Annotated in this window: 20 protein-coding genes; 12 read left to right on the top strand and 8 right to left on the bottom strand. The window is 68.8% G+C overall.

Annotated elements, in window-relative coordinates:
• The first annotated feature begins 30 nt into the window (after positions 1–30).
• From ABIS05_RS24650 to ABIS05_RS24625, 6 genes are all read left to right on the top strand, one after another.
• Positions 31–906 carry a hypothetical protein gene (locus tag ABIS05_RS24650; protein ID WP_348011921.1) on the top strand — a complete coding sequence of 292 codons (876 nt, stop codon included), beginning with the start codon at positions 31–33 and terminating at the stop codon, positions 904–906.
• Positions 903–2,639, top strand: coding sequence for a single-stranded-DNA-specific exonuclease RecJ (recJ, locus tag ABIS05_RS24645; RefSeq protein WP_348011920.1), 1,737 nt, complete (start codon positions 903–905; stop codon positions 2,637–2,639). Before ABIS05_RS24650 ends, recJ begins: the two co-directional genes overlap by 4 nt.
• Before the next feature lie 9 nt (positions 2,640–2,648).
• The gene (locus ABIS05_RS24640) at positions 2,649–3,512 is read left to right on the top strand and encodes a 3',5'-nucleoside bisphosphate phosphatase (protein ID WP_348011919.1); all 864 of its coding nucleotides are present in this window, start codon (positions 2,649–2,651) and stop codon (positions 3,510–3,512) included.
• A gap of 91 nt (positions 3,513–3,603) precedes the next feature.
• On the top strand, positions 3,604–3,975 hold the full coding sequence (locus ABIS05_RS24635) for a BlaI/MecI/CopY family transcriptional regulator (protein ID WP_348011918.1): 372 nt from the start codon (positions 3,604–3,606) through the stop codon (positions 3,973–3,975).
• A complete protein-coding gene (locus ABIS05_RS24630; RefSeq protein WP_348011917.1) occupies positions 3,959–5,146 on the top strand; it encodes a M56 family metallopeptidase in 1,188 nt (395 codons plus the stop codon). Before ABIS05_RS24635 ends, ABIS05_RS24630 begins: the two co-directional genes overlap by 17 nt.
• A 31-nt stretch (positions 5,147–5,177) precedes the next feature.
• Positions 5,178–5,813, top strand: a complete 636-nt coding sequence (locus ABIS05_RS24625; protein ID WP_348011916.1) for an L-threonylcarbamoyladenylate synthase — start codon at positions 5,178–5,180, stop codon at positions 5,811–5,813.
• A 17-nt stretch (positions 5,814–5,830) separates the two neighbouring features.
• Here the strand turns inward: ABIS05_RS24625 and ABIS05_RS24620 are convergent, their stop codons facing one another.
• Positions 5,831–7,306, bottom strand: coding sequence for a restriction endonuclease (locus ABIS05_RS24620; RefSeq protein WP_348011915.1), 1,476 nt, complete (start codon positions 7,304–7,306; stop codon positions 5,831–5,833).
• Between the two features lie 378 nt (positions 7,307–7,684).
• Here ABIS05_RS24620 and ABIS05_RS24615 point away from each other — a divergent pair, with 378 nt between their 5' ends.
• Positions 7,685–7,969, top strand: a complete 285-nt coding sequence (locus ABIS05_RS24615; RefSeq protein ID WP_348011914.1) for a hypothetical protein — start codon at positions 7,685–7,687, stop codon at positions 7,967–7,969.
• Between the two features lie 92 nt (positions 7,970–8,061).
• Here ABIS05_RS24615 and ABIS05_RS24610 read toward each other — a convergent pair whose 3' ends face one another.
• Together ABIS05_RS24610 and ppk2 are read right to left on the bottom strand one after the other, a co-directional pair.
• On the bottom strand, positions 8,062–8,406 hold the full coding sequence (locus ABIS05_RS24610) for a glutaredoxin family protein (RefSeq protein ID WP_348011913.1): 345 nt from the start codon (positions 8,404–8,406) through the stop codon (positions 8,062–8,064).
• A 44-nt stretch (positions 8,407–8,450) separates the two neighbouring features.
• A complete protein-coding gene (gene ppk2, locus ABIS05_RS24605) occupies positions 8,451–9,347 on the bottom strand; it encodes a polyphosphate kinase 2 (protein ID WP_348011912.1) in 897 nt (298 codons plus the stop codon).
• A 130-nt stretch (positions 9,348–9,477) separates the two neighbouring features.
• On the opposite strand from ppk2, the gene ABIS05_RS24600 reads away from it, so the two are divergent.
• From ABIS05_RS24600 to ABIS05_RS24585, 4 genes are all read left to right on the top strand, one after another.
• Entirely contained in the window at positions 9,478–9,861 is a 384-nt protein-coding gene (locus ABIS05_RS24600; protein ID WP_348011911.1) for a BlaI/MecI/CopY family transcriptional regulator, read from the top strand.
• On the top strand, positions 9,854–11,110 hold the full coding sequence (locus ABIS05_RS24595; RefSeq protein ID WP_348011910.1) for a M56 family metallopeptidase: 1,257 nt from the start codon (positions 9,854–9,856) through the stop codon (positions 11,108–11,110). Before ABIS05_RS24600 ends, ABIS05_RS24595 begins: the two co-directional genes overlap by 8 nt.
• A 7-nt stretch (positions 11,111–11,117) precedes the next feature.
• Positions 11,118–12,323, top strand: coding sequence for a M56 family metallopeptidase (locus ABIS05_RS24590; protein WP_348011909.1), 1,206 nt, complete (start codon positions 11,118–11,120; stop codon positions 12,321–12,323).
• Positions 12,324–12,391: 68 nt separating this feature from the next.
• Positions 12,392–14,587, top strand: a complete 2,196-nt coding sequence (locus tag ABIS05_RS24585) for an AAA domain-containing protein (RefSeq protein ID WP_348011908.1) — start codon at positions 12,392–12,394, stop codon at positions 14,585–14,587.
• On the opposite strand, the gene ABIS05_RS24580 is transcribed toward ABIS05_RS24585, so the two are convergent.
• The 5 genes from ABIS05_RS24580 to ybaK all read right to left on the bottom strand — a co-directional run bounded on the left by ABIS05_RS24580 (position 14,571) and on the right by ybaK (position 17,125).
• Positions 14,571–14,921 (bottom strand): RidA family protein, encoded by a 351-nt coding sequence (locus tag ABIS05_RS24580; protein ID WP_348011907.1) that lies wholly within the window; start codon positions 14,919–14,921, stop codon positions 14,571–14,573. The genes ABIS05_RS24585 and ABIS05_RS24580 overlap by 17 nt on opposite strands.
• A gap of 5 nt (positions 14,922–14,926) precedes the next feature.
• A complete protein-coding gene (gene plsY / locus ABIS05_RS24575; RefSeq protein WP_407074862.1) occupies positions 14,927–15,652 on the bottom strand; it encodes a glycerol-3-phosphate 1-O-acyltransferase PlsY in 726 nt (241 codons plus the stop codon).
• Positions 15,653–15,711: 59 nt separating this feature from the next.
• Positions 15,712–16,044 (bottom strand): hypothetical protein, encoded by a 333-nt coding sequence (locus ABIS05_RS24570; protein WP_348011906.1) that lies wholly within the window; start codon positions 16,042–16,044, stop codon positions 15,712–15,714.
• A gap of 83 nt (positions 16,045–16,127) precedes the next feature.
• Positions 16,128–16,601 (bottom strand): MgtC/SapB family protein, encoded by a 474-nt coding sequence (locus ABIS05_RS24565; protein ID WP_348011905.1) that lies wholly within the window; start codon positions 16,599–16,601, stop codon positions 16,128–16,130.
• A gap of 29 nt (positions 16,602–16,630) precedes the next feature.
• Positions 16,631–17,125 (bottom strand): Cys-tRNA(Pro) deacylase, encoded by a 495-nt coding sequence (gene ybaK / locus ABIS05_RS24560; protein WP_348011904.1) that lies wholly within the window; start codon positions 17,123–17,125, stop codon positions 16,631–16,633.
• An 88-nt stretch (positions 17,126–17,213) separates the two neighbouring features.
• Here ybaK and ABIS05_RS24555 point away from each other — a divergent pair, with 88 nt between their 5' ends.
• Positions 17,214–17,762, top strand: coding sequence for a hypothetical protein (locus ABIS05_RS24555; protein WP_348011903.1), 549 nt, complete (start codon positions 17,214–17,216; stop codon positions 17,760–17,762).
• Positions 17,763–18,088: the final 326 nt, after the last annotated feature.

Below are 18,088 nucleotides of genomic sequence, written 5' to 3'. Positions count from 1 at the left end.
CGCTTGAATCGCCTCGGGATAATCCCGCCCATGCATTTAATGATTCCCCATGCCAGCGCGCTGGACGAGGCCGCGCGGCATGCGCTGTCCGGGCTGGCCCTGCCCAACCTGGCGGCACTGCTGGCCCGGCTCAGCCCGGGGAAGAGCTGGGGCAGCGACGAGTTCTCGCCGCACCCGCCGCACCACATCGCCCTCGCCGCCCTGCGTGGTCAGGCCGAGCCGAGCGCTGCGGCCTGGGCCGCCAACGCCGGCCCCGAGCTGAGCTGGGCGCTGGTGACGCCGGTGCATCTGGCCGTCGGCACTGACGGCGTGGACGTGCTGCCGCCGGCGGCGCTGAATCTGTCGGAATCCGATGCGGCCCGCTTCACCGCGCTGCTGCGCGAGCTGTGGCCGCAGAGCGAAGGCTGGCAATGGCGGCTGCTGGACGCCACGCGCTGGGCCATCGGCCATGCGACGGCGCTGGAGGGCCTGCACGCGGCCAGCATCGAACGCGCCGCCGGCCAGCGCATCGAGCCCTGGCTGCCCGACAGCCGCGTGCTGCGCCGCTGGCAGAACGAGGCCCAGATGCTGATGCACGGCCACGCGCTGAACGAAGAACGCGAGGCGCGCGGCGCGCATGCTGTCAACTCGGTATGGATTGGCGACATCGGTCGCGCGAACGGCCAGCCCGCCGACGTGACCGTCGACGCCCGCCTGACCGAGCCGCTGCTAAACGGCGACCTCGCCGCCTGGGCCGAGGCCTGGCAGCGACTGGACGCGGGACCGCTGGCGCAGCCGCTCACTGAGTTGACGTTGTGCGGTGAGCGCTTTGCGCGTCACTTCATTGCCCAACCTTTGTCGCTGATCGAGAAGCTGAAGCGCCGTTGGCAGACGCCCGACATGGCCGCCACGCTGGAGGCGCTATGAGTTCCCCGAAGCTCATCGAACGCGAGGTGAATCCGCGCACCGCCTGGGCGCTGGAGCAGGCCGGCGTGGCGCCGCTGCTGGCCCGGCTTCTCGCCTCGCGCGGCGTGCGCGAGGCCACCGAGCTGGACGAAAGCCTCGCCCAGTTGCTGCCGCCCACCGACCTCAAGGGCCTGCCCGAAGCCGGCCGCCTGCTGGCCGACGCCATCCAGCACGGCGAGCGCCTCGTCATCGTGGCCGACTACGACTGCGACGGCGCCACCGCCTGCGCCGTCATGCTGCGCGGCCTGCGGCTGCTGGGCGCGCGGCCCGAGCAGCTCGGCTACGTCGTGCCCGACCGCGCCGTGCACGGCTATGGCCTCACGCCGACCATCGTCGACCTGGCGCTGGAGCAATCGCCCACGCTGCTCGTCACCGTGGACAACGGCATCGCCAGCCTCGCCGGCGTGGCCCACGCCCGCGCGCTGGGCCTGAAGGTGCTGGTGACCGACCACCATCTGCCGGCACTGGTCGACGGCGTCATCGTCGTTCCCGAGGCCGAGGCCATCGTCAACCCCAACCAATCCGGCTGCAGCTTCGCGAGCAAGTCGCTGGCCGGCGTGGGCGTGGCCTTCTACGTGCTGATGGGCCTGCGCGCCGAGCTGCGTTCACGCGGTGCCTTCACCGAGGTGCCGCGGCTCGACGGGCTGCTGGATCTCGTCGCCCTCGGCACCGTGGCCGACGTCGTCAAGCTCGACGCCAACAACCGCCGCCTCGTCGCGCAGGGGCTGAAGCGCATGCGCGCGGGCCGCGCGCAGCCGGGGGTGATGGCGCTGTTCAGCGCCGCCAAGCGCGACGCGAGCAAGGCCCAGGGCTTCGACCTCGGCTTTGCACTAGGCCCGCGCATCAACGCGGCCGGGCGCCTGGCCGACATGACGCTGGGCATCGAGACGCTGACCACCGATGACCCCGAGCGCGCGTTGGAGCTGGCCACCCAGCTCGACGCCATCAACCGCGAGCGCCGCGAGATCGAGAGCGGCATGCGCGAGATGGCCGAGGCGCGGCTGGACGGGCTCATAGCCGCACTGCAGGGCGCCCTGCCGCCGGCCGTGGCGCTGTTCGACGCCGACTTCCACGAAGGCGTCGTCGGCATCGTCGCCTCGCGCATCAAGGACCGCGTGCACCGCCCGACCTTCGTCTTCGCGCGCGGCACCGACGGCAATCTCAAAGGCTCAGGCCGCTCCATCCCCGGCTTTCACCTGCGCGACGCGCTGGACCTCGTCAGCAAGCGCGAGCCTGATTTGCTCGCCAAGTTCGGCGGCCACGCGATGGCGGCCGGTGCGACGCTGGCGGTGGATGACATCAACCGCTTCGCCCTCGCCTTCGCCCGCGTCGCCGAGGAGTGGCTGAACGAGCAGGACTTGACCCGCACGCTGCGCCATGACGGCACCCTGCCGGCCGACGCGGCCACGGCGGAGACGGCACGACTGCTGGACGCGCAGGTCTGGGGCCAGGGCTTCGAGGCGCCGGTGTTCTGCGACCACTTCGAGGTGATCTCCCAGCGCCTGGTCGGCGAGAAGCACCTCAAGCTGCGCCTGCGCCACGGCGGCAAGCTCATCGACGCGATCTGGTTCAACCACGTCGACATGCTGCCCGAGCGCGCCACGCTGGCCTACCGGCTCAGCCTGGACGAATGGCAGGGTCAGCAGCGGGTGCAATACGTTGTCGAGGCGCAGGCAACGGTCGCGACTCCTTAAACTCGGGGCGTGAACCTCAACCCCACGCTCAACGCCGACCTGCATTGCCATTCCATCGTCTCGGACGGCACGCTGACGCCCGAGGCGCTGGCCGCGCGCGCTAAGGCGGGCGGCGTGCAGCTGTGGTCACTGACCGACCACGACGAGATCGGCGGCCAAGCCCGCGCCATCGCCGCCGCCAAGGCCCTGGGCCTGCCCTACCTGACCGGCACCGAAATCTCGGTCAGCTTCGCCGGCCGTGTCGTGCACATCGTCGGGCTGGGCTTCGACCATGAAGCGCCCGAGATCATCAATGGCCTGCGCGCCACGCGTGGCGGGCGCGAGCCGCGTGCCCGCGAGATGGCGGCTGGCCTGGCCGAGGTCGGCATCCACGGCGCCTTCGAGGGCGCGTTGAAGTACGTCGGCAACCCGGAGCTGATCTCGCGCACCCACTTCGCCCGCTTCCTTGTCGACGCCGGCCATTGCAGCGACATCTCGGAGGTGTTCCGCCGCTTCCTGACCGAAGGCAAGCCCGGCTTCGTGGCGCACAAGTGGGCGGCGCTGAAGGACGCCGTCGGCTGGATCACCCGCGCCGGCGGTGTCGCCGTCATCGCCCACCCGGGCCGCTACGACTTCACACCGACCGAGGAGTACGCACTCATCACCGAGTTCATCGGCCACGGCGGGCGCGGCATCGAGGTCGTCACCGGCAGCCACACGCCGGCCGAGTTCGTGAAGTACACCGACACGGCGCTGGAGTTCGGCCTCCTCGCGTCGCGCGGCTCGGACTTCCACAGCCCCGACGAGAGCCGTATCGACCTCGGCACGCTGCCGCCTCTTGCTACCAAGCTCACGCCCGTCTGGGCCGAGCTGGCCGACAAGATTCATCACTGATCCAGTCGTCCGCGCCGCCCGCGGGTTTCCCTCGATTGGCGCGTTCGACAACAGCCGTTGACAATCAATCGTCAACACTCTGTTGTCGATCATGAGCAGCATCTCCGACGCCGAATCCCGGATCATGCGCACCCTCTGGGCGCGCCATCCGCTCAGTGCCGAGGACATCCTCGCCGCCCTGCCACAGGACGCCGGCTGGCAGCTCGGCACAGTCAAGACACTGCTGAACCGCCTGCTCAACAAGGGCGCGCTGCAGGCGGACCGCGACGGCCGGCGCTATCTCTACGAACCCCTCGTCGCCCGTGACGACTGGGAGCAGGGTGAATCGCTGAACCTACTCGACCGTGTCTTCGGCGGTCGGCTGTCGCCGCTGGTGGCGCATTTTTCCTCCCAGCGCAAATTGAGCCGCGAAGACGCCGAGGCCTTGCGGCGCCTGCTGGAGGCGCATGACGACGCTGCCTGACACCTGGATCGACACGCTGTGGCGTGCCCACACCGGCCTCACGTTGGGGCTGCTGGCGGTCTTGGTGCTGCGGCGGCCCTGGCGGCGGCGGGCAGGGCCCCAGGCTGCCTACGCGCTGTGGCTGCTGCCGCCTTGGTTGGCCCTCGCCGCACTCTGGCCGTCGACTGGCTTGCCGCACTTGACCTTGCCGGCCGTGCACATCTCAACGCTGACGGCATTGCCCAGCGCTGCGACGCCGGAGGGAGCGCAGGCCGGCGCGCAGGCGCTGTGGCTGGCCGGCCTCATTGCCGTGGCCTGGGCGCAGACCGCGCGGCACCACCGCTACCGGCGGCAGTTGCAGGGCCGTGGCCTTGGCCCGTGGCGGGCGCCTGCCGGCGACTCGCCCGGCCTGCTCGGCGTGTGGCGCCCGCGCCTGGTCTTGCCGGCCGACTTCCGGCAGCGATTCGCGGCCGACGAGAGACGCTGGATCCTGGCTCACGAGGCCACCCACGCACGCCGGCTCGACAACTCTGCGCGGATGCTGGCCACGCTGCTGACCGGCCTCGCCTGGTTCAACCCGCTGATGTGGTGGGGCCTGGCCGCCCTGCGGCAGGACCAGGAACTCGCCTGTGACGCCGCTGTGATGCAACGTTATCCCGGCAGCTGGCGCCGCTACGGCCTCGCCCTGCTCAAGCTCGACGGGGCCACCGGCCTCCCGCCCACTGCCTCGGCCTGGCAGGCTCGCCACCCCTTGAAGGAGAGGATCATGTTGCTCAAGAACGCCGCCCCCAGCGTCAGGGCTCGTCAAGCGGCCCATGCGGCGCTGGCGCTGAGCGCCGTGCTGGGCTTCGGCGCCGTACAGGCGCTGAACACCGGTACGCCGGAAGCCGCCAAGCCAACGGCTCACCGCTCGCGCTCTGAACTCTCGGACGTAACCGCCCAGCGCGCGAAGGTGAGCGAGGCCTGCCCGGACATGCCGCTGCCCCCCGGGCCCCCACCGGAAGGGCTCAAAGGTGACTATCTCGTTGACGTGAAGTTCAAGATCGGCCGGGGCGGCCATGCCGACGCCGTACAGGTGCAAGGCGACCCCCGCTTGGTCGACATCATCCGGAAGACGGTGCAGGCCTATGTCTGCAAGACCGAGCTGGCCGACGCCGAGCTGGAACAGCAGTTCCTCTTCAAGTTCGACTGAAGCTCACGGGCCGGCTACCGCAAAATGCCGTATGGCCCAGCTCTTCGAAGTCCACCCCGACAACCCGCAGCCGCGCTTCCTGCGCCAGGCAGCGCAGATGCTGCAGGCCGGCGGCATTGGCGCCATCCCGACGGACTCCAGCTACGCCTTCGTCTGCCGCCTGGACGACAAAGGCGCCGCCGAGGCGCTGCGCCGGGTGCGCGGCGTCGACGACAAGCACCACCTGACGCTGCTGTGCCGCGACCTGTCCGAGCTGGCCAACTACGCGAGGGTGGACAACCGCCAGTACCGCCTGCTCAAGCTGGCCACGCCCGGTGCCTACACCTTCATCCTGCCGGCCACCAAGGAAGTGCCGCGCCGCCTGTCCCACCCCAGCCGCCGCACCATCGGCCTGCGCGTGCCCGACCACCGCGTCACGCAGGACCTGCTGGCGCTGTTCGGCGAGCCGCTGTTGTCGACGACGCTGATCCCGCCCGGCGACACCGAGCCGATGAACGACGCCGCCGACGTCTGCGCCCGGCTGGACCGGCAACTGCAGTTCGTGCTGGACGCGGGCGCCTGCCCGGCCCAGCCGACCACGGTGTTGGACTTGAGCCAAGGCGACGAGCCGGTGCTGGTGCGCCAGGGGCGCGGCGAGCTGGCGCGGTTGGGCCTGCACCTCGGTTAGGGCGGCACTGAAGCTCGCTACGACGCAATGCGCGCATGCGTACCCGCGTGCTCTCGCAGTAGGTAAAGCAGGCCACCGCCATCGATGAGCTCGAGCGGCTTGTCCTTGGAGAAGTTGTACGCGTCGGCACCGTAGCCGCTGGTACACACGAGGATGCCCTTGGAGGCACCTTCATTGAGCATCGTGCCGTACAGGTCACGCACGGCACTGACTCCCACCGTGTCGCGGTATCGCTTCGCCTGAATGACTACCTTGCCTCCCAGTACCGGACGAGCATCGAAAGCGACTGCATCCACGCCACCATCGCGCGAGGAGCGCGTGAGTCTGGTTTCCAGACCCATCTTGCCGAACAGGTTTGAAACCAGGATTTCGAACTCGCTGGGTGTCAGGTCCATGAGGTTCGGCCTTGACTCCAGGCCGGAAAGCGCATCGCCCTGCTCGATGAACCGCTTGTCGACCATGTTGAACTCGACGATGGGCTTCACCGCTTGAAGCTCATCGGGTCGGCCTGAGACATGGGCTCCCAGGTTGCGAAGACAGACCACCTTGTCGACCTTGTCCAAGCGAATTTGCTCGAACTCAGCCTTTGGAGCACGGACGCTAATGACAGGAATGCGGGCCTCACGGCCATTCGCGGGGTCGATGGTGTCCAAGACGCCTGTGAAGGTCGCGATGGAAAGCGCGTCAGCCTGATCCGCTTCGAACAGCTCATGCAGCGTCCGAAGCGCGATGGATGCCAGCACGTCCTGGTACAGCTTCTTCGTCTCCGCTGGCTTGCGGGCCTTTGATTCAATCTCGTCCCGCGTCTTGATGTAGCGGTACTCAGCCTCAGCAGGGATCACTGTGGCAAGCGGCAGCTCGTACTCGACCACCAGCTCACTGGAAGCTTCGTTGTACGCCAGGCGGAAGTTCTGAGGAAAGCCCTCATCGGGGTACTCCGAGCGTGTCAGAACCATCTCGTTGTACGCCACGACGGCGTCGGCGTTCTTAGCTCGGTAGTCGGCCTCGAAGTCGTCGACCTCCGCGTTCCTCTTCTGCTGCTCAGCTTCAAAGGCAGCCTTGCGCTGAGCATGCTCTTCCTTCGCCTTCGCAGTCGCCGCAACCTTCATTGCTTCGACGCGCTGGTGCTCGGCGAGAGCAGCAGCGTGCGAGGCACGGTTCGCCTCGACGGCTTGCGCATGCTTCGAAGAAGCGCCTGGGATGAACTTCTGCACCCAGGAGGGCGGGGCAACCACTGCGGCTGTCGGAGCTGGCTTCGAGACCAGGGCTGACGCAAGCTTGAACTCATCGAAGGCGACCTTGCTCCTTAACGAGTTGAAAGTGATGCGGTCGTCCACCCTCAGTGTGTGCGCCAAGATGCTCTGAAGCTCGTCGACGCGTTCCTGGACCTCAGCATTCAGGTCTTCGGTCTCAGCTTCCCGGTCCGCGAGGTACTGAGCCTTGGCTTCCTTTGCAGCCGCCTGGTCAGCACGTCTATGTTGATTCGCTGCCATCCGTTGATGGCGTTCAAGCTGCCTTGCTTGGGTAGCTGCTGCTCGAACCAAGCGCTGTCGGTTCCGTTCCGATGCAGCCATGGCGCGCCCTGCGGCGCGCAGGAACCCCTCAACTCCAGACCTTCGGCCCATCTCGTCCTCCCTGTGCTCATAGACACGCGGCGTCCCGGCCGCTCGGGAATTGGATGATGGGTTGGCCTGCTCGTCAATCGACGGTCGCCCTGCGTATCTGGCCGCAGCTCATCCAACCGTTTTGCAGTTCATCCAGCGCGGCCCGCGATTGATCGCAGCTGCCTGGAAGCGCACGGCTCCAGTGACGAAACTGACTCCATCGAACAAGCAATCACGCGGTTCGACACCCACCCCACGGAGTCCATCATGAGCCTGCAAACTGTCTTCACCGCCGTCGTCCTCGCTGTCTCTGCCGTCGCCGCCCACGCTGCGCCGCAAGTCACTGCCAAGCTGGAGCGCGTCGTCATCACCGGCAAGGCCGTCCACGCTGAAACGCGAGTCGTGGCTCAGCTGCCCCGCGTCGTGGTGACCGGCTACGCGGTCCGTGAAGTGGCTCAACTGCCGCGCGTCGTCATCACCGGCTACAGCGACGCCACCCTGCTGCGCAACGCCACGCTGGCTGCCGCCAAGACCGGCACCAAGCGCATCTGAACCCGGCGCCCTCCCATGCACTTGACGCCCTTTCCCACCACCGCCGAGCCGAGTCGCCAGCGCTGCTGAGCAGCGTTGCCGACTCGGTTCGGCTATTGCAGGATCTGAAGCAGCCGCGCGCGGTCGAAGCCGATGACGCGCTGGCCGCGCACGATCAGCGTTGGCGTGCCTGCGGCGCCCAGCGCCTGGTAGTCAGCGAGGCATTGCGCATCACGTTCGATGAAGCACTCGCTGAAGGGCACGTGCTGCTGCGTCATCCAGCGTCGCGCTGCGGTACACCAGCCGCAGGTCTCGGACGAGATCATGCGGATGTCGCCGGGCTTGGCGCGCTGGGCCAGCAACTCGCCGTCCTGCGCCGCGACATGGCCGCGCCAGGCCCACGACGCCAGCGCCGTCAAGCCAACCACGACGAGGAGCGAAAGCGGGGGCCACTTCATGCCTGGATGCTAGGCCAGACCCGCCACTGCGGTGTCGGCAGGCCTCAATACACCTCGGGCACGATGAGACTGTCCGGCACCGGGTTGCGCAGATAGTCCTCGCGGCGTTCGCGTGCGGGCAGCTCGATGTCGGCGTGCGGCACCTCCTGGTAGGGCATCTGCGACAGCAGGTGGTGGATGCAGTTCAGCCGCGCGCGCTTCTTGTCGTCGGCCGGCACCACCCACCACGGCGACTCGGGCGTGTGGGTACGCTCCAGCATCACCTCCTTGGCCCGGGTGTACTCCTCCCAGCGGCGGCGCGACTCCAGGTCCATCGGGCTCAGCTTCCACTGCTTGAGCGGGTCGTGGATACGGCCCAGGAAGCGGATGCGCTGTTCGTCGTCGCTGATCGAAAACCAGTACTTGATGAGCTGGATGCCCGAGCGCTGCAGCATGCGTTCGAACTCCGGCGCGGAGCGGAAGAACTCTTCGTACTGGTCGTCGGTGCAGAAGCCCATCACGCGCTCCACGCCGGCGCGGTTGTACCAACTGCGATCGAACAGCACGATCTCGCCGGCCGCCGGCAGGTGCGACACATAGCGCTGGAAGTACCACTGCGTGCGCTCGCGGTCGTTCGGGGCTGGCAGCGCGGCCACGCGGCACACGCGCGGGTTCAGCCGCTGCGTGATGCGCTTGATGACGCCGCCCTTGCCCGCCGCGTCACGACCCTCGAACAGGATGACGACCTTGTGGCCCGTGTGCTGCACCCAGTCCTGCAGCTTCACCAGCTCGCTCTGCAGCCGGAACAGCTCGCGGAAGTAGCGCTTGCGCTCAGCGGAAGCGTCGTCGCTCGGCATGACGCCGTGCTCGCGGTCCTCCAGTTCGAGCTCCAGCTCCTCGTCGAAATCGTCCTGCAGGTCGCGGTGAATGCGCTTCACCAGTTCGTCGTCGATGTGGCTCACGGCAGCTCCCGGCCGCGACAGCGGCCCATGCCGCCAGCCTAGCGGGGTGCCATGAAGACCCTGTGACAGCCTGGGGCTTGACGAATGCGTTTACAGCCGTAATCATTCGCCATCGTTTACAGGCGTAATCATGAAGAAACCCACCCCGCAGCCCATCAGCGACGCCGAAGCCCAGGTCATGCAGGAGCTGTGGGCGCGCTCGCCCCAGGGCGCCGACGAGATCGCCGCCACGCTGGGCCCGCGCCAGGGCTGGCAGCTCGCCACCGTGAAGACGCTGCTGAACCGCCTGCTGCACAAGGGCGCACTGACCGCCGAGCGCGACGGCCGGCGTTTTCTGTACGCCCCCGCCGTGCCCAAGGACGCGTGGATGGCCGACGCCGGCATGTCGCTGATCGACAAGCTCTTCGGCGGCCGCCTGGCCCCGCTGGTGGCGCAGTTCGCGTCGGAACGCAAGTTGAAGCCCGAGGACGTCGAGGCGCTGAAGGCGCTGCTGAAGGAGCAGGGGCATGAGTGAAAGGCTGCTGGCGTTGCTGTTGCAGCAAGCCCTGCTGCTGAGCGTGGCAATCGTGCTGATCGCCGCGTTGCGGCCGCTGCTGTTGAAGCGCCTGGGTGCCGGCAGCGTCTACGCGGCCTGGCTGCTGGTGCCGGCGCTGCTGCTGACGCCGCTGCTGCCCCGGCCGGCGCAGGAGCCGCTGCGCGTGGTGCTGCAAGCTACGGGCGTTTCCGAGACGGCAGCCATGCCGGTGCTGCCAGCGCCGCCGCTCGACCAGACGGCGATCTGGTTGGCGCTATGGCTTGGCGGGGCCATCCTCGTCGCAGCAGTTCAAGCGCAACGGCAATGGCGCCTTGCGCGCCTGGGTTCACGCTTGCCCGCCGGCAGCAGCCCCGCCCTCGTCGGCCTGCTGCGCCCGCGCGTGGCGCTGCCCATCGATTTCGAGCAACGCTTCTCGCCCGCCGAACGCGAGCTGATCCTGGCCCACGAGCAGGTGCACCGCGAGCGTCTGGACAACCTCTGGAACCTGCTCGCCTGCGCGCTGACGGCGCTGCACTGGTGGAACCCGCTGGCCTGGTGGGCCGCTCGGCGGCTGCAGGCGGACCAGGAACTGGGTTGCGATGCCGCCGTACTGGCCTCACGCCCCCAGGCTCTGGCCGACTACAGGCGCGCCCTGCTCGCCGCCCACGACCTCACGCCCCACGGCGCGCCGCTGGCCAGCCGCTGGGGCACCACTCATCCGCTTGTTGAAAGGATTGCAATGCTCAACCGCCCCCTGCCCCTGACCCGCCGCCGCGCCCTGCTGTTGGCCACGGCAGTGACTGCCGTGTCGACACTGACCTACGCCGTAGAGACCCTGCCAACCGCTGGCAAGGGCTACGTCGACATGCAGGTGTTCGTGGAACGCAGCCAGGGCAGCACCGAAGGCAGCACCAAGACCAGCATCCAGGCCCGCCTGATCGGCCAGGACGGCAAAACGTTGAAACTGCGCTTTGACCCCATTGCTTCAGACACGCCCGGCTGGACGACCGAAGCGCTGTGGATTGAACTGCTGCCCCAGAAGCAGAAGACGGCCAACGCGGTGCTGATCAAGACCAAGATCAGCCTCGGCGACCCGGGCGTGGAACTGGGACATCCCAGCGTGATGTCCGCCTGGGGCACCAAGGCCCGCATCGAGATCGCCCGCCCGGACTCCGGCGAGAAGCTGGTGCTGGAGCTGACGCCCACCGAGTTGCCGGCGGACTACGAGCCGCCGAAGAACACCTTCTGAGTTCACCATGATCGACACATTGCTCGCCGCCCTGCAGCGCCAGGCTCTGCTGCTGAGCCTGGGCACGCTGCTCCTGCTGCCCCTGCGTCCGCTGTTGCTGAAGCGCCTTGGCGCGCGAGCAACCTACGCCGCCTGGCTGCTGCTGCCGGCGCTGCTCGCGACACCGCTGCTGCCCAGTTTGTCGGCCAAGCCGCTGCCCGTGCTTGTGACGGTTGCGGAGATGGCCCGCACGGCCACTGCGCCCCTGCTGATCCCACCGCAGACCGGAGCCCTCTGGCCTCAGTTGTTGCTCGCCGCGTGGCTGGCGGGCACGGCACTCGTGCTCACGCTGCAGGCGGCGCGGCAATGGCGGCTGTCCAGGCACGGCACCCGTCTGCCGGCCGGCGCGAGCCCAGCCCTCGTCGGCCTGCTGCGCCCGCTCGTGGCGCTGCCGGCCGACTTCGAGACCCGCTTCACGCCCGAAGAGCGCCGCCTCATCCTTGCTCACGAAGACGTGCATCGCACTCGCCACGACAACGCCTGGAACCTTCTCACCTGCCTGCTGACCGCGCTGCACTGGTGGAACCCGCTCGCCTGGCTGGCGGCGCGGCGCATGCAGGCCGACCAGGAACTGGCTTGCGATGCCGCCGTGCTGGCCTCACGCCCCCAGGCGCTGGCCGACTACACGCGGGCGCTGCTCGCCGCCCACGACCTCACGCCCCACGGCGCACCGCTGGCCAGCCGCTGGGGCAGCACCCACCCACTGATTGAAAGGATCGCAATGTTGAACCGCCCTGCTCCGTTGCAACGCCGCCGCAACACAGCCCTGGGCCTCGCGCTGCTCGCCGTCGTGGGCCTGGCCTATGCCGCGCAAGGCGTGGCACCCGACACGATCGACACGACACGCAAGGTTGACATCCGCATGGTGATCGCTTCCGGCGATGCCAAGGCGCAGCCCCGCCTGATCGTGACGCTGGGCGCGCCAGCACGCATCGAATGGGGCGCGAACCCCGACGAAGTCTGGCGCATGGACATGACCGTCACGCAGGACGCAGACGGCCTGCTGAAGGTCGTCACGGATTCCAGCTATCGCGGAGAGAAGCTCGGCAACCACATCTCGCACATCGCCTCCGGCGACACGCAGGGCCTGAGCATCGGCCCCGACGGCGGCCCGCTGCTGAACGTCTCGCGCGTTGTCACGCTGCTGCCGGCCGACTTCAAGCCATCGCACTGACACCACTGGAAAGTGCCGGGGCGGGACCGATACAGTCGCGCCCTCCCGCACCGTCGCCATTCTGATCCATGAGCCTTGCCGACCTCCGTTCGGCCCTGAATGCCGAGCTGTCGGCCACACCCGAGTACTACGACTTCAAGGTGCTGCACGCCGAGCGCGATGGCGTGCTGTGGCGGGTGACGCTGGAGCCGGGCTATGTGTTCGCCGAGGGCCAGCGGCCCGGCACAGCCTCGGCGCAGGCGCTGCTGGACGACAGCCTGGACGGCGCCTCGGCCTGGTGGGGTGCGCCGCGCAAGGGCGGTGCCAGCGTGCTGGCCGTGCTGGCCGAAGACGACCAGCTCGTGCTGCAGAACGCCAGTGGCCCGCCGCCGCCGGCCGGGCATCTGATTCGCCTCTACCCCACCCGCTTCCTGAACGCCGTGGCCGATGCCTGGTGGGACACGCCCTGGGCCGAGCAGGCGCTGGCTTGCCTGCCCGACCTGGCCAACCCGCAGCGGCTGAACGAAGACGTGGCGCTGACGGGTGAGCCCTTCCGCTGGCTGCGCCCGGCCCAGCACGCGGCACTGGCGCTAACGGGCCACAGCAGTGGCTTCCTGTGGGGGCCACCCGGCACGGGCAAGACGACGACGTTGGGCGTGCTGCTGGCCGAGTACCTGGACCGCCACCCCAACGCCCGCGTGCTGCTGCTGTCCACCACCAACCAGGCGGTGGACCAGGCCACGCTGGCAGTCGACAAGGCCTTGCAGAAGGGCCGGCGAGAGCATCTGCGCAGCGAGGTGCAGCGCCTGGGCACACGCTTCGACGCGGCGGCCTACGAGGGCCGCGAGCACCTGATCCCGACGCAGGACCGCGAGCTCATCGCCCGCCTGGCGCGTGCCGAGAGCGCCCGGCCTTCGGCCCGCGACGCGCACGCCTTGAAGACCTGGGCCGACCGCGTGGCCGGCCTGCGCGACGAGCTGCGCGCGTCATCGCTGAAGGTGTTGCAACGCTGCCGCCTGGCCGCCATGACGACCACGCGCGCGGCCTTCACGCTGAAGACATTGCGCGAGCTGCAGCCCGACGGCGCGCCGCCCTTCGACCTGCTGGTGTTCGACGAGGCCAGCCAGGTGAGCCTGGCCCACGCGCTGGTGCTGGTGCCGCTGGGCCGCGCGCGGCTGTTCGCGGGCGACCCGCAGCAGCTGTCGCCGGTGCTGCGCAGCGAGGACCGCCTGGCGCGGCGCTGGCTGGGCCGCTCGGCGTTCGCGGAGATGCCGCCCGGCGGAGCGGCCGTGGCGCTGCTGGACGAGCAGTCGCGCATGGCGCCGCCCATCGGCGAGCTGGTCAGCCAGCTGTTCTACGACGGCGCGCTGCGCGTGGCGGCCGACACGCAGGCCTCGCCGGGCTGGCTGGCCACCCGGCAGCGCGCGCTCGGCGACATAGCCGCCGACGTTCATGTGCATGTGCACCGCGTGAATGCGGACGGCGGCTGGGTGGCTGCCGAGCGCGGGCCGGTGCGGCGCGAGTCGGCCGAGGCGATTGCTGCGCTACTGGAACAGGCGCTGGGCAGTGGCCAATGGCAGCCCGAGGAGCTGATCGTGCTGACGCCGTTTCGAGCCCAGCGCGCGCTGATCCGCCAGCGGCTGCGGGCGCGTGGGCTGCCGGAGCAGTTGCGCGTCAGCACCGTGCACCGCGCCCAGGGCAGCGAGGCGCCCGTCGTGCTGTTCGACCCGGCGGACGGCGCCCAGCCCTTCCTGCACGGCGACGAGGCGCAGCGCCTGCTCAACGTCGCGTTGAGCCGGGCTCAGGCCAAGCTGGTGTTGTTCGTGTCGCCGGCCGACGCGGCCAGCCCGCTGCTGGCGCCGCTGATGCAGCGGCTGCGGCTGGCGGGCGACACGCGGGCGGTGACGCCGCTGCTGGAGCTCGCCCGGCAGCCGGGCTTCCCGGCCAATGCGCTCGGTCAGCGCGTCAGCGCGGGGCGGCACGAGGGCGAGGTAGCGCGCATCAGCGCCGATGGGGCTCAGTTCTGGCTGATCATGCGCGCACCGGCGCGGAGCAGCTCATCGACGTGGACTTCTGGCGGCAACGTGCAGCCAGACACACCTAGTCAGTTGGGGACAGAGCTACTCGCTTCGCTCGATCGGTCTGTCCCGCAAGGTCATTCAGCTGGGGACAGAGCTACTCGCTTCGCTCAATCGGTCTGTCCCGCAAGGTCATTCAGCTGGGGACAGAGCTACTCGCTCAGCTCGATCGGTCTGTCCCGCAAAGTCATCAGACTGCCGCGGTGACCAGGATCTCGACCTTCCACTCCGGCCGCGCCAGGCCGGCGATGACGGTGGCGCGCGGCGGGGTGTGGCCGGCGGAGACCCAGGCTTCCCACGCGGTGTTCATGCCGGCGAAGTCGGCGCGGTCGGCCAGGAAGATCTCGGCGCGCAGGATGTGGGCCTTGCTGGTGCCGGCGCGCTCCAGCAGCTTGTCGATGGCAGCGAGCACCTGGGCCGTCTGGCCCTCGATGCCGACCGTGGTGTCTTCGGGCACCTGGCCGGCCAGGTAGGCCACGCCGTTGTACACGGCCATTTCGGACATGCGGGCGCCGACGTCGAAGCGTTCGATGGTGTTCATGGGAGTCACTTTTTCTTGGGGTGATGGTGGGAATGACTGGCGGCCGTCTTTTTGTTGACCGCGCCGGTGCCGTGCGGATGTTTCTTGCTGGCGCCGGGCGGCGGCGCAGCCGCCTTGGCGCCGAGCCTGCTCTCGGTGCCGGCCAGCAGTTTCTTGATGTTGGCCTGGTGGCGCCACACCAGCAGCAGGCCCATGATGATCAGCGCCAACGCGGTGGGGCCGGCTTCCCAAATCAGCAACTGAAACATCGGCGCGAAGGCAGCCGACACGATGGCCGCGAGGGACGAGTAGCGGCTGAACCAGGCAATGATGAGCCATGTCGCCAGCGTCGCAATCCCCAGCAGCGGGTTCAGCCCGAAGATGACACCGGCTGCCGTGGCCACGCCCTTGCCGCCCTGGAAGCGGAAGAACACCGGGTAGAGATGGCCGAGGAAGGCTGCCAGGCCGACGAGGGCCGCCGTGCCTTCCCCGAGCCCGTAGCGCGGGCCCCAGACCAGCACGGCCAGCACCGGCAGATAGCCCTTGAGGGCGTCGAGCACCAGCGTCAACACGGCCGCGGCCTTGTTGCCCGAGCGCAGCACATTGGTGGCGCCGGGGTTGCCGGAGCCGTAGGAGCGCGGGTCGGACAGGCCCATCGCGCGGCTGATGATGACGGCGAAAGACAGCGAGCCGATCAGGTAGCCGGCGAGCGCGGCCAGCAGGGGAAGGACGTTTTGCAGAGCGATTTGCATGGGGCCGGATTGTCATGCAGGCCGCCGGGCACGCCGGTCAGTGGCGGGTCGGTCGCAGGTCAGTGGCGCCGTGCCTGCCACCAGGCCTGCAAGCGCCGCGCCTGCGCCAGCAGGAACAGGATGAATTGGCCCACTGGCTTGCGCAGGAAGGGCACGTCCTCGGCCAGCAACAGCAAGCCCACGGGCAACCACTCGATGCCGATGATGGGCATGAACCAGAAGGCGGCGGCCACGAAGCACAGCAGCGCCGCCGGGATGCGCAGCCAGATGCCCCGCGGGCTGCGCAACCAGGCCAGCCACCGAGCCGCCCATGCGGGCAGCACCTCTTCGAGCCGGGCATACGCGAGGTCCAGCGTCTCCAGACCGCTCATGGCCTCGGTTCGTGTCGACATCCACATGAGTTTGCGGAGCGCCCCGCCGGTCACTCGTCAGGGGTGACGCGACGGGGCGGTAGGACAAGGCCGTGCAAGCCGCTTCAGTGCCGGTCCCGGCCCACCAGGCGCGGCACCACCGCCAGCACCACCAGCGCCAGCAGCGCACTCAACACCGCTGTCGATTCCCGACCCAGGCCGCAGGCCACGCCGATGGCGGCGGTCATCCAGATGCCGGCGGCTGTTGTCAGGCCCTGCACGTCTTCCTCGCTGCGGTTCTTGATGATGGCGCCCGCGCCAAGGAAGCCGATGCCGGTGACGACGCCCTGGATGACGCGGCTCAGATCGCCCTCGGCCATGCCGCCAAGTTGCGGCACCAGCACAAAGAGGGCGGATCCCATGGCCACCAGCATGTGGGTGCGAATGCCGGCCGCCTTGCCCTTCTGCTCGCGCTCATAGCCCAGCACGCCGCCCAACAGCGCCGCCAGCAGCAGCCGCGTGAGGATGCGCGTGGCCTGTTCAGCGTCGGGGGCATCGGAGAACTCGGAGCGCAGGGTGTCGAAGATGGTTTGCCACATCCGGCGCCTCGGCAAACGGGGCGCCTGCGTCAGCCTCGGTTCGCGCAGTGCACGGTCCGGGCGCCGAGCAGCTCAGTCAGCACCTGCGGCGCGATGCCGACGAGGTAACCGCGCCGCCCGCCGTTGATGCAGATCTTGTCCAGCTCCAGGATGGTCGCCTCGACGAACACCGGCATGGCCTTGCGCACGCCGAACGGCGACGTGCCGCCCACCTGGTAGCCGCTGTGCCGCTGCGCGACGTCGTGCTTGCAGGGCTCCACCTTCTTGCACGGGATCTGCCGCGCGAGCTCCTTCAGGCTGACGCTGCAGTCGCCATGCATCAGCACGATCAGCGGCTCGGCCTTCTCGTCCTGCATCACCAGCGTCTTGACGACGGCGTGCTCGTCCACGCCGAGCTGCTTCGCGGACTCGGCCGTGCCGCCGTGCTCGACGTAGTCGTAGACATGCTCGGTGAAAGCGACGCCGGCGCGCCTGAGCTGCTGGGTGGCGGGGGTCTCGCTGACGTGGGGGGTCTTCTTGCTCATGCCGCAATTCTCGGACGCGCTTTACTTTCTTCTTAACGGCAATCAATTATTGTTTTACAGTAAGTTTTCCTGTTTTACAAAGACCGCCATGCCCGACTCCTTCTCCGCCGACGGTCTGCGGCGCATCCGCCGCCTGGCCTGGATCGTGCGGCTGCTGTGCCTGTTCGGCGTCGTCGTCATCGGCACCCTGCCCTTCATTTTCTGGGCCCAGCCCGAATGGGTGGCCGAGGTGGCGGCACGCACCTGGAACCTCAGCAAACTGCAGCTCGACATGAGCTCGCGGCTCTGGGGCTTGGCGGCCTCCATGGTGCCCACCACGGTGAGCCTGTTCGCGCTGTGGCAGATGTGGGCGCTGTTCGGTTGCTTTGCCCAGGGCGAGCTGCTGGCGCGCCAGCCGGCCCAGCACCTGCGCCGCCTGGGCCTGGGCCTGTGCGCCATGGCCGCCGCGCAGCCGCTGGGCCAAACGCTGGCCATCCTGGCGGTGACCTGGGGCAACGGCAAGGGCGAACGCCAGTTCTGGTTCGGCCTGTCGTCGGATCACTACCTCGCGCTGCTGTTCGGGCTGCTGCTGCTGGCGCTGGCGCAGGTGGTGCTCGAAGCCGCCCGTGTCGCCGACGAGAACTCTCAGTTCGTCTGAAATGAAGGTGAGCCCCTCGCCCAGCCTTGCCCTGCTGTACGCGGGCAAGCCTAGTCGGTCCCCCGGGGGGACAGCGATGCTCGCGGCATTGAGCCGCGAGCACATCGCCATGACGGGCCGGCTTGGTGAACTGGAGTCGGACACAAGCAGTCCCTGCGGACTGCTTGTGCCTACGACAGGCCATGGGCCTCTGGCCCATGGCAGCCCGGCGCTCGGCCCGCAATAGCTCAATCCATGCGTCGAGGATGCCGCGAAAGCGAGGCGGCTGATACCGGCCCAAATGCCACTATGCTCGCCTCGCGGCGCCTCAGCACGGCGTCAGGAGG

Origin of the sequence: Roseateles sp. (assembly GCF_039929605.1) — a bacterium.
In the GTDB taxonomy this organism is placed as follows: Bacteria; Pseudomonadota; Gammaproteobacteria; order Burkholderiales; family Burkholderiaceae_C; genus Pelomonas.
This window is presented reverse-complemented; position numbering and strand designations above follow the sequence as displayed.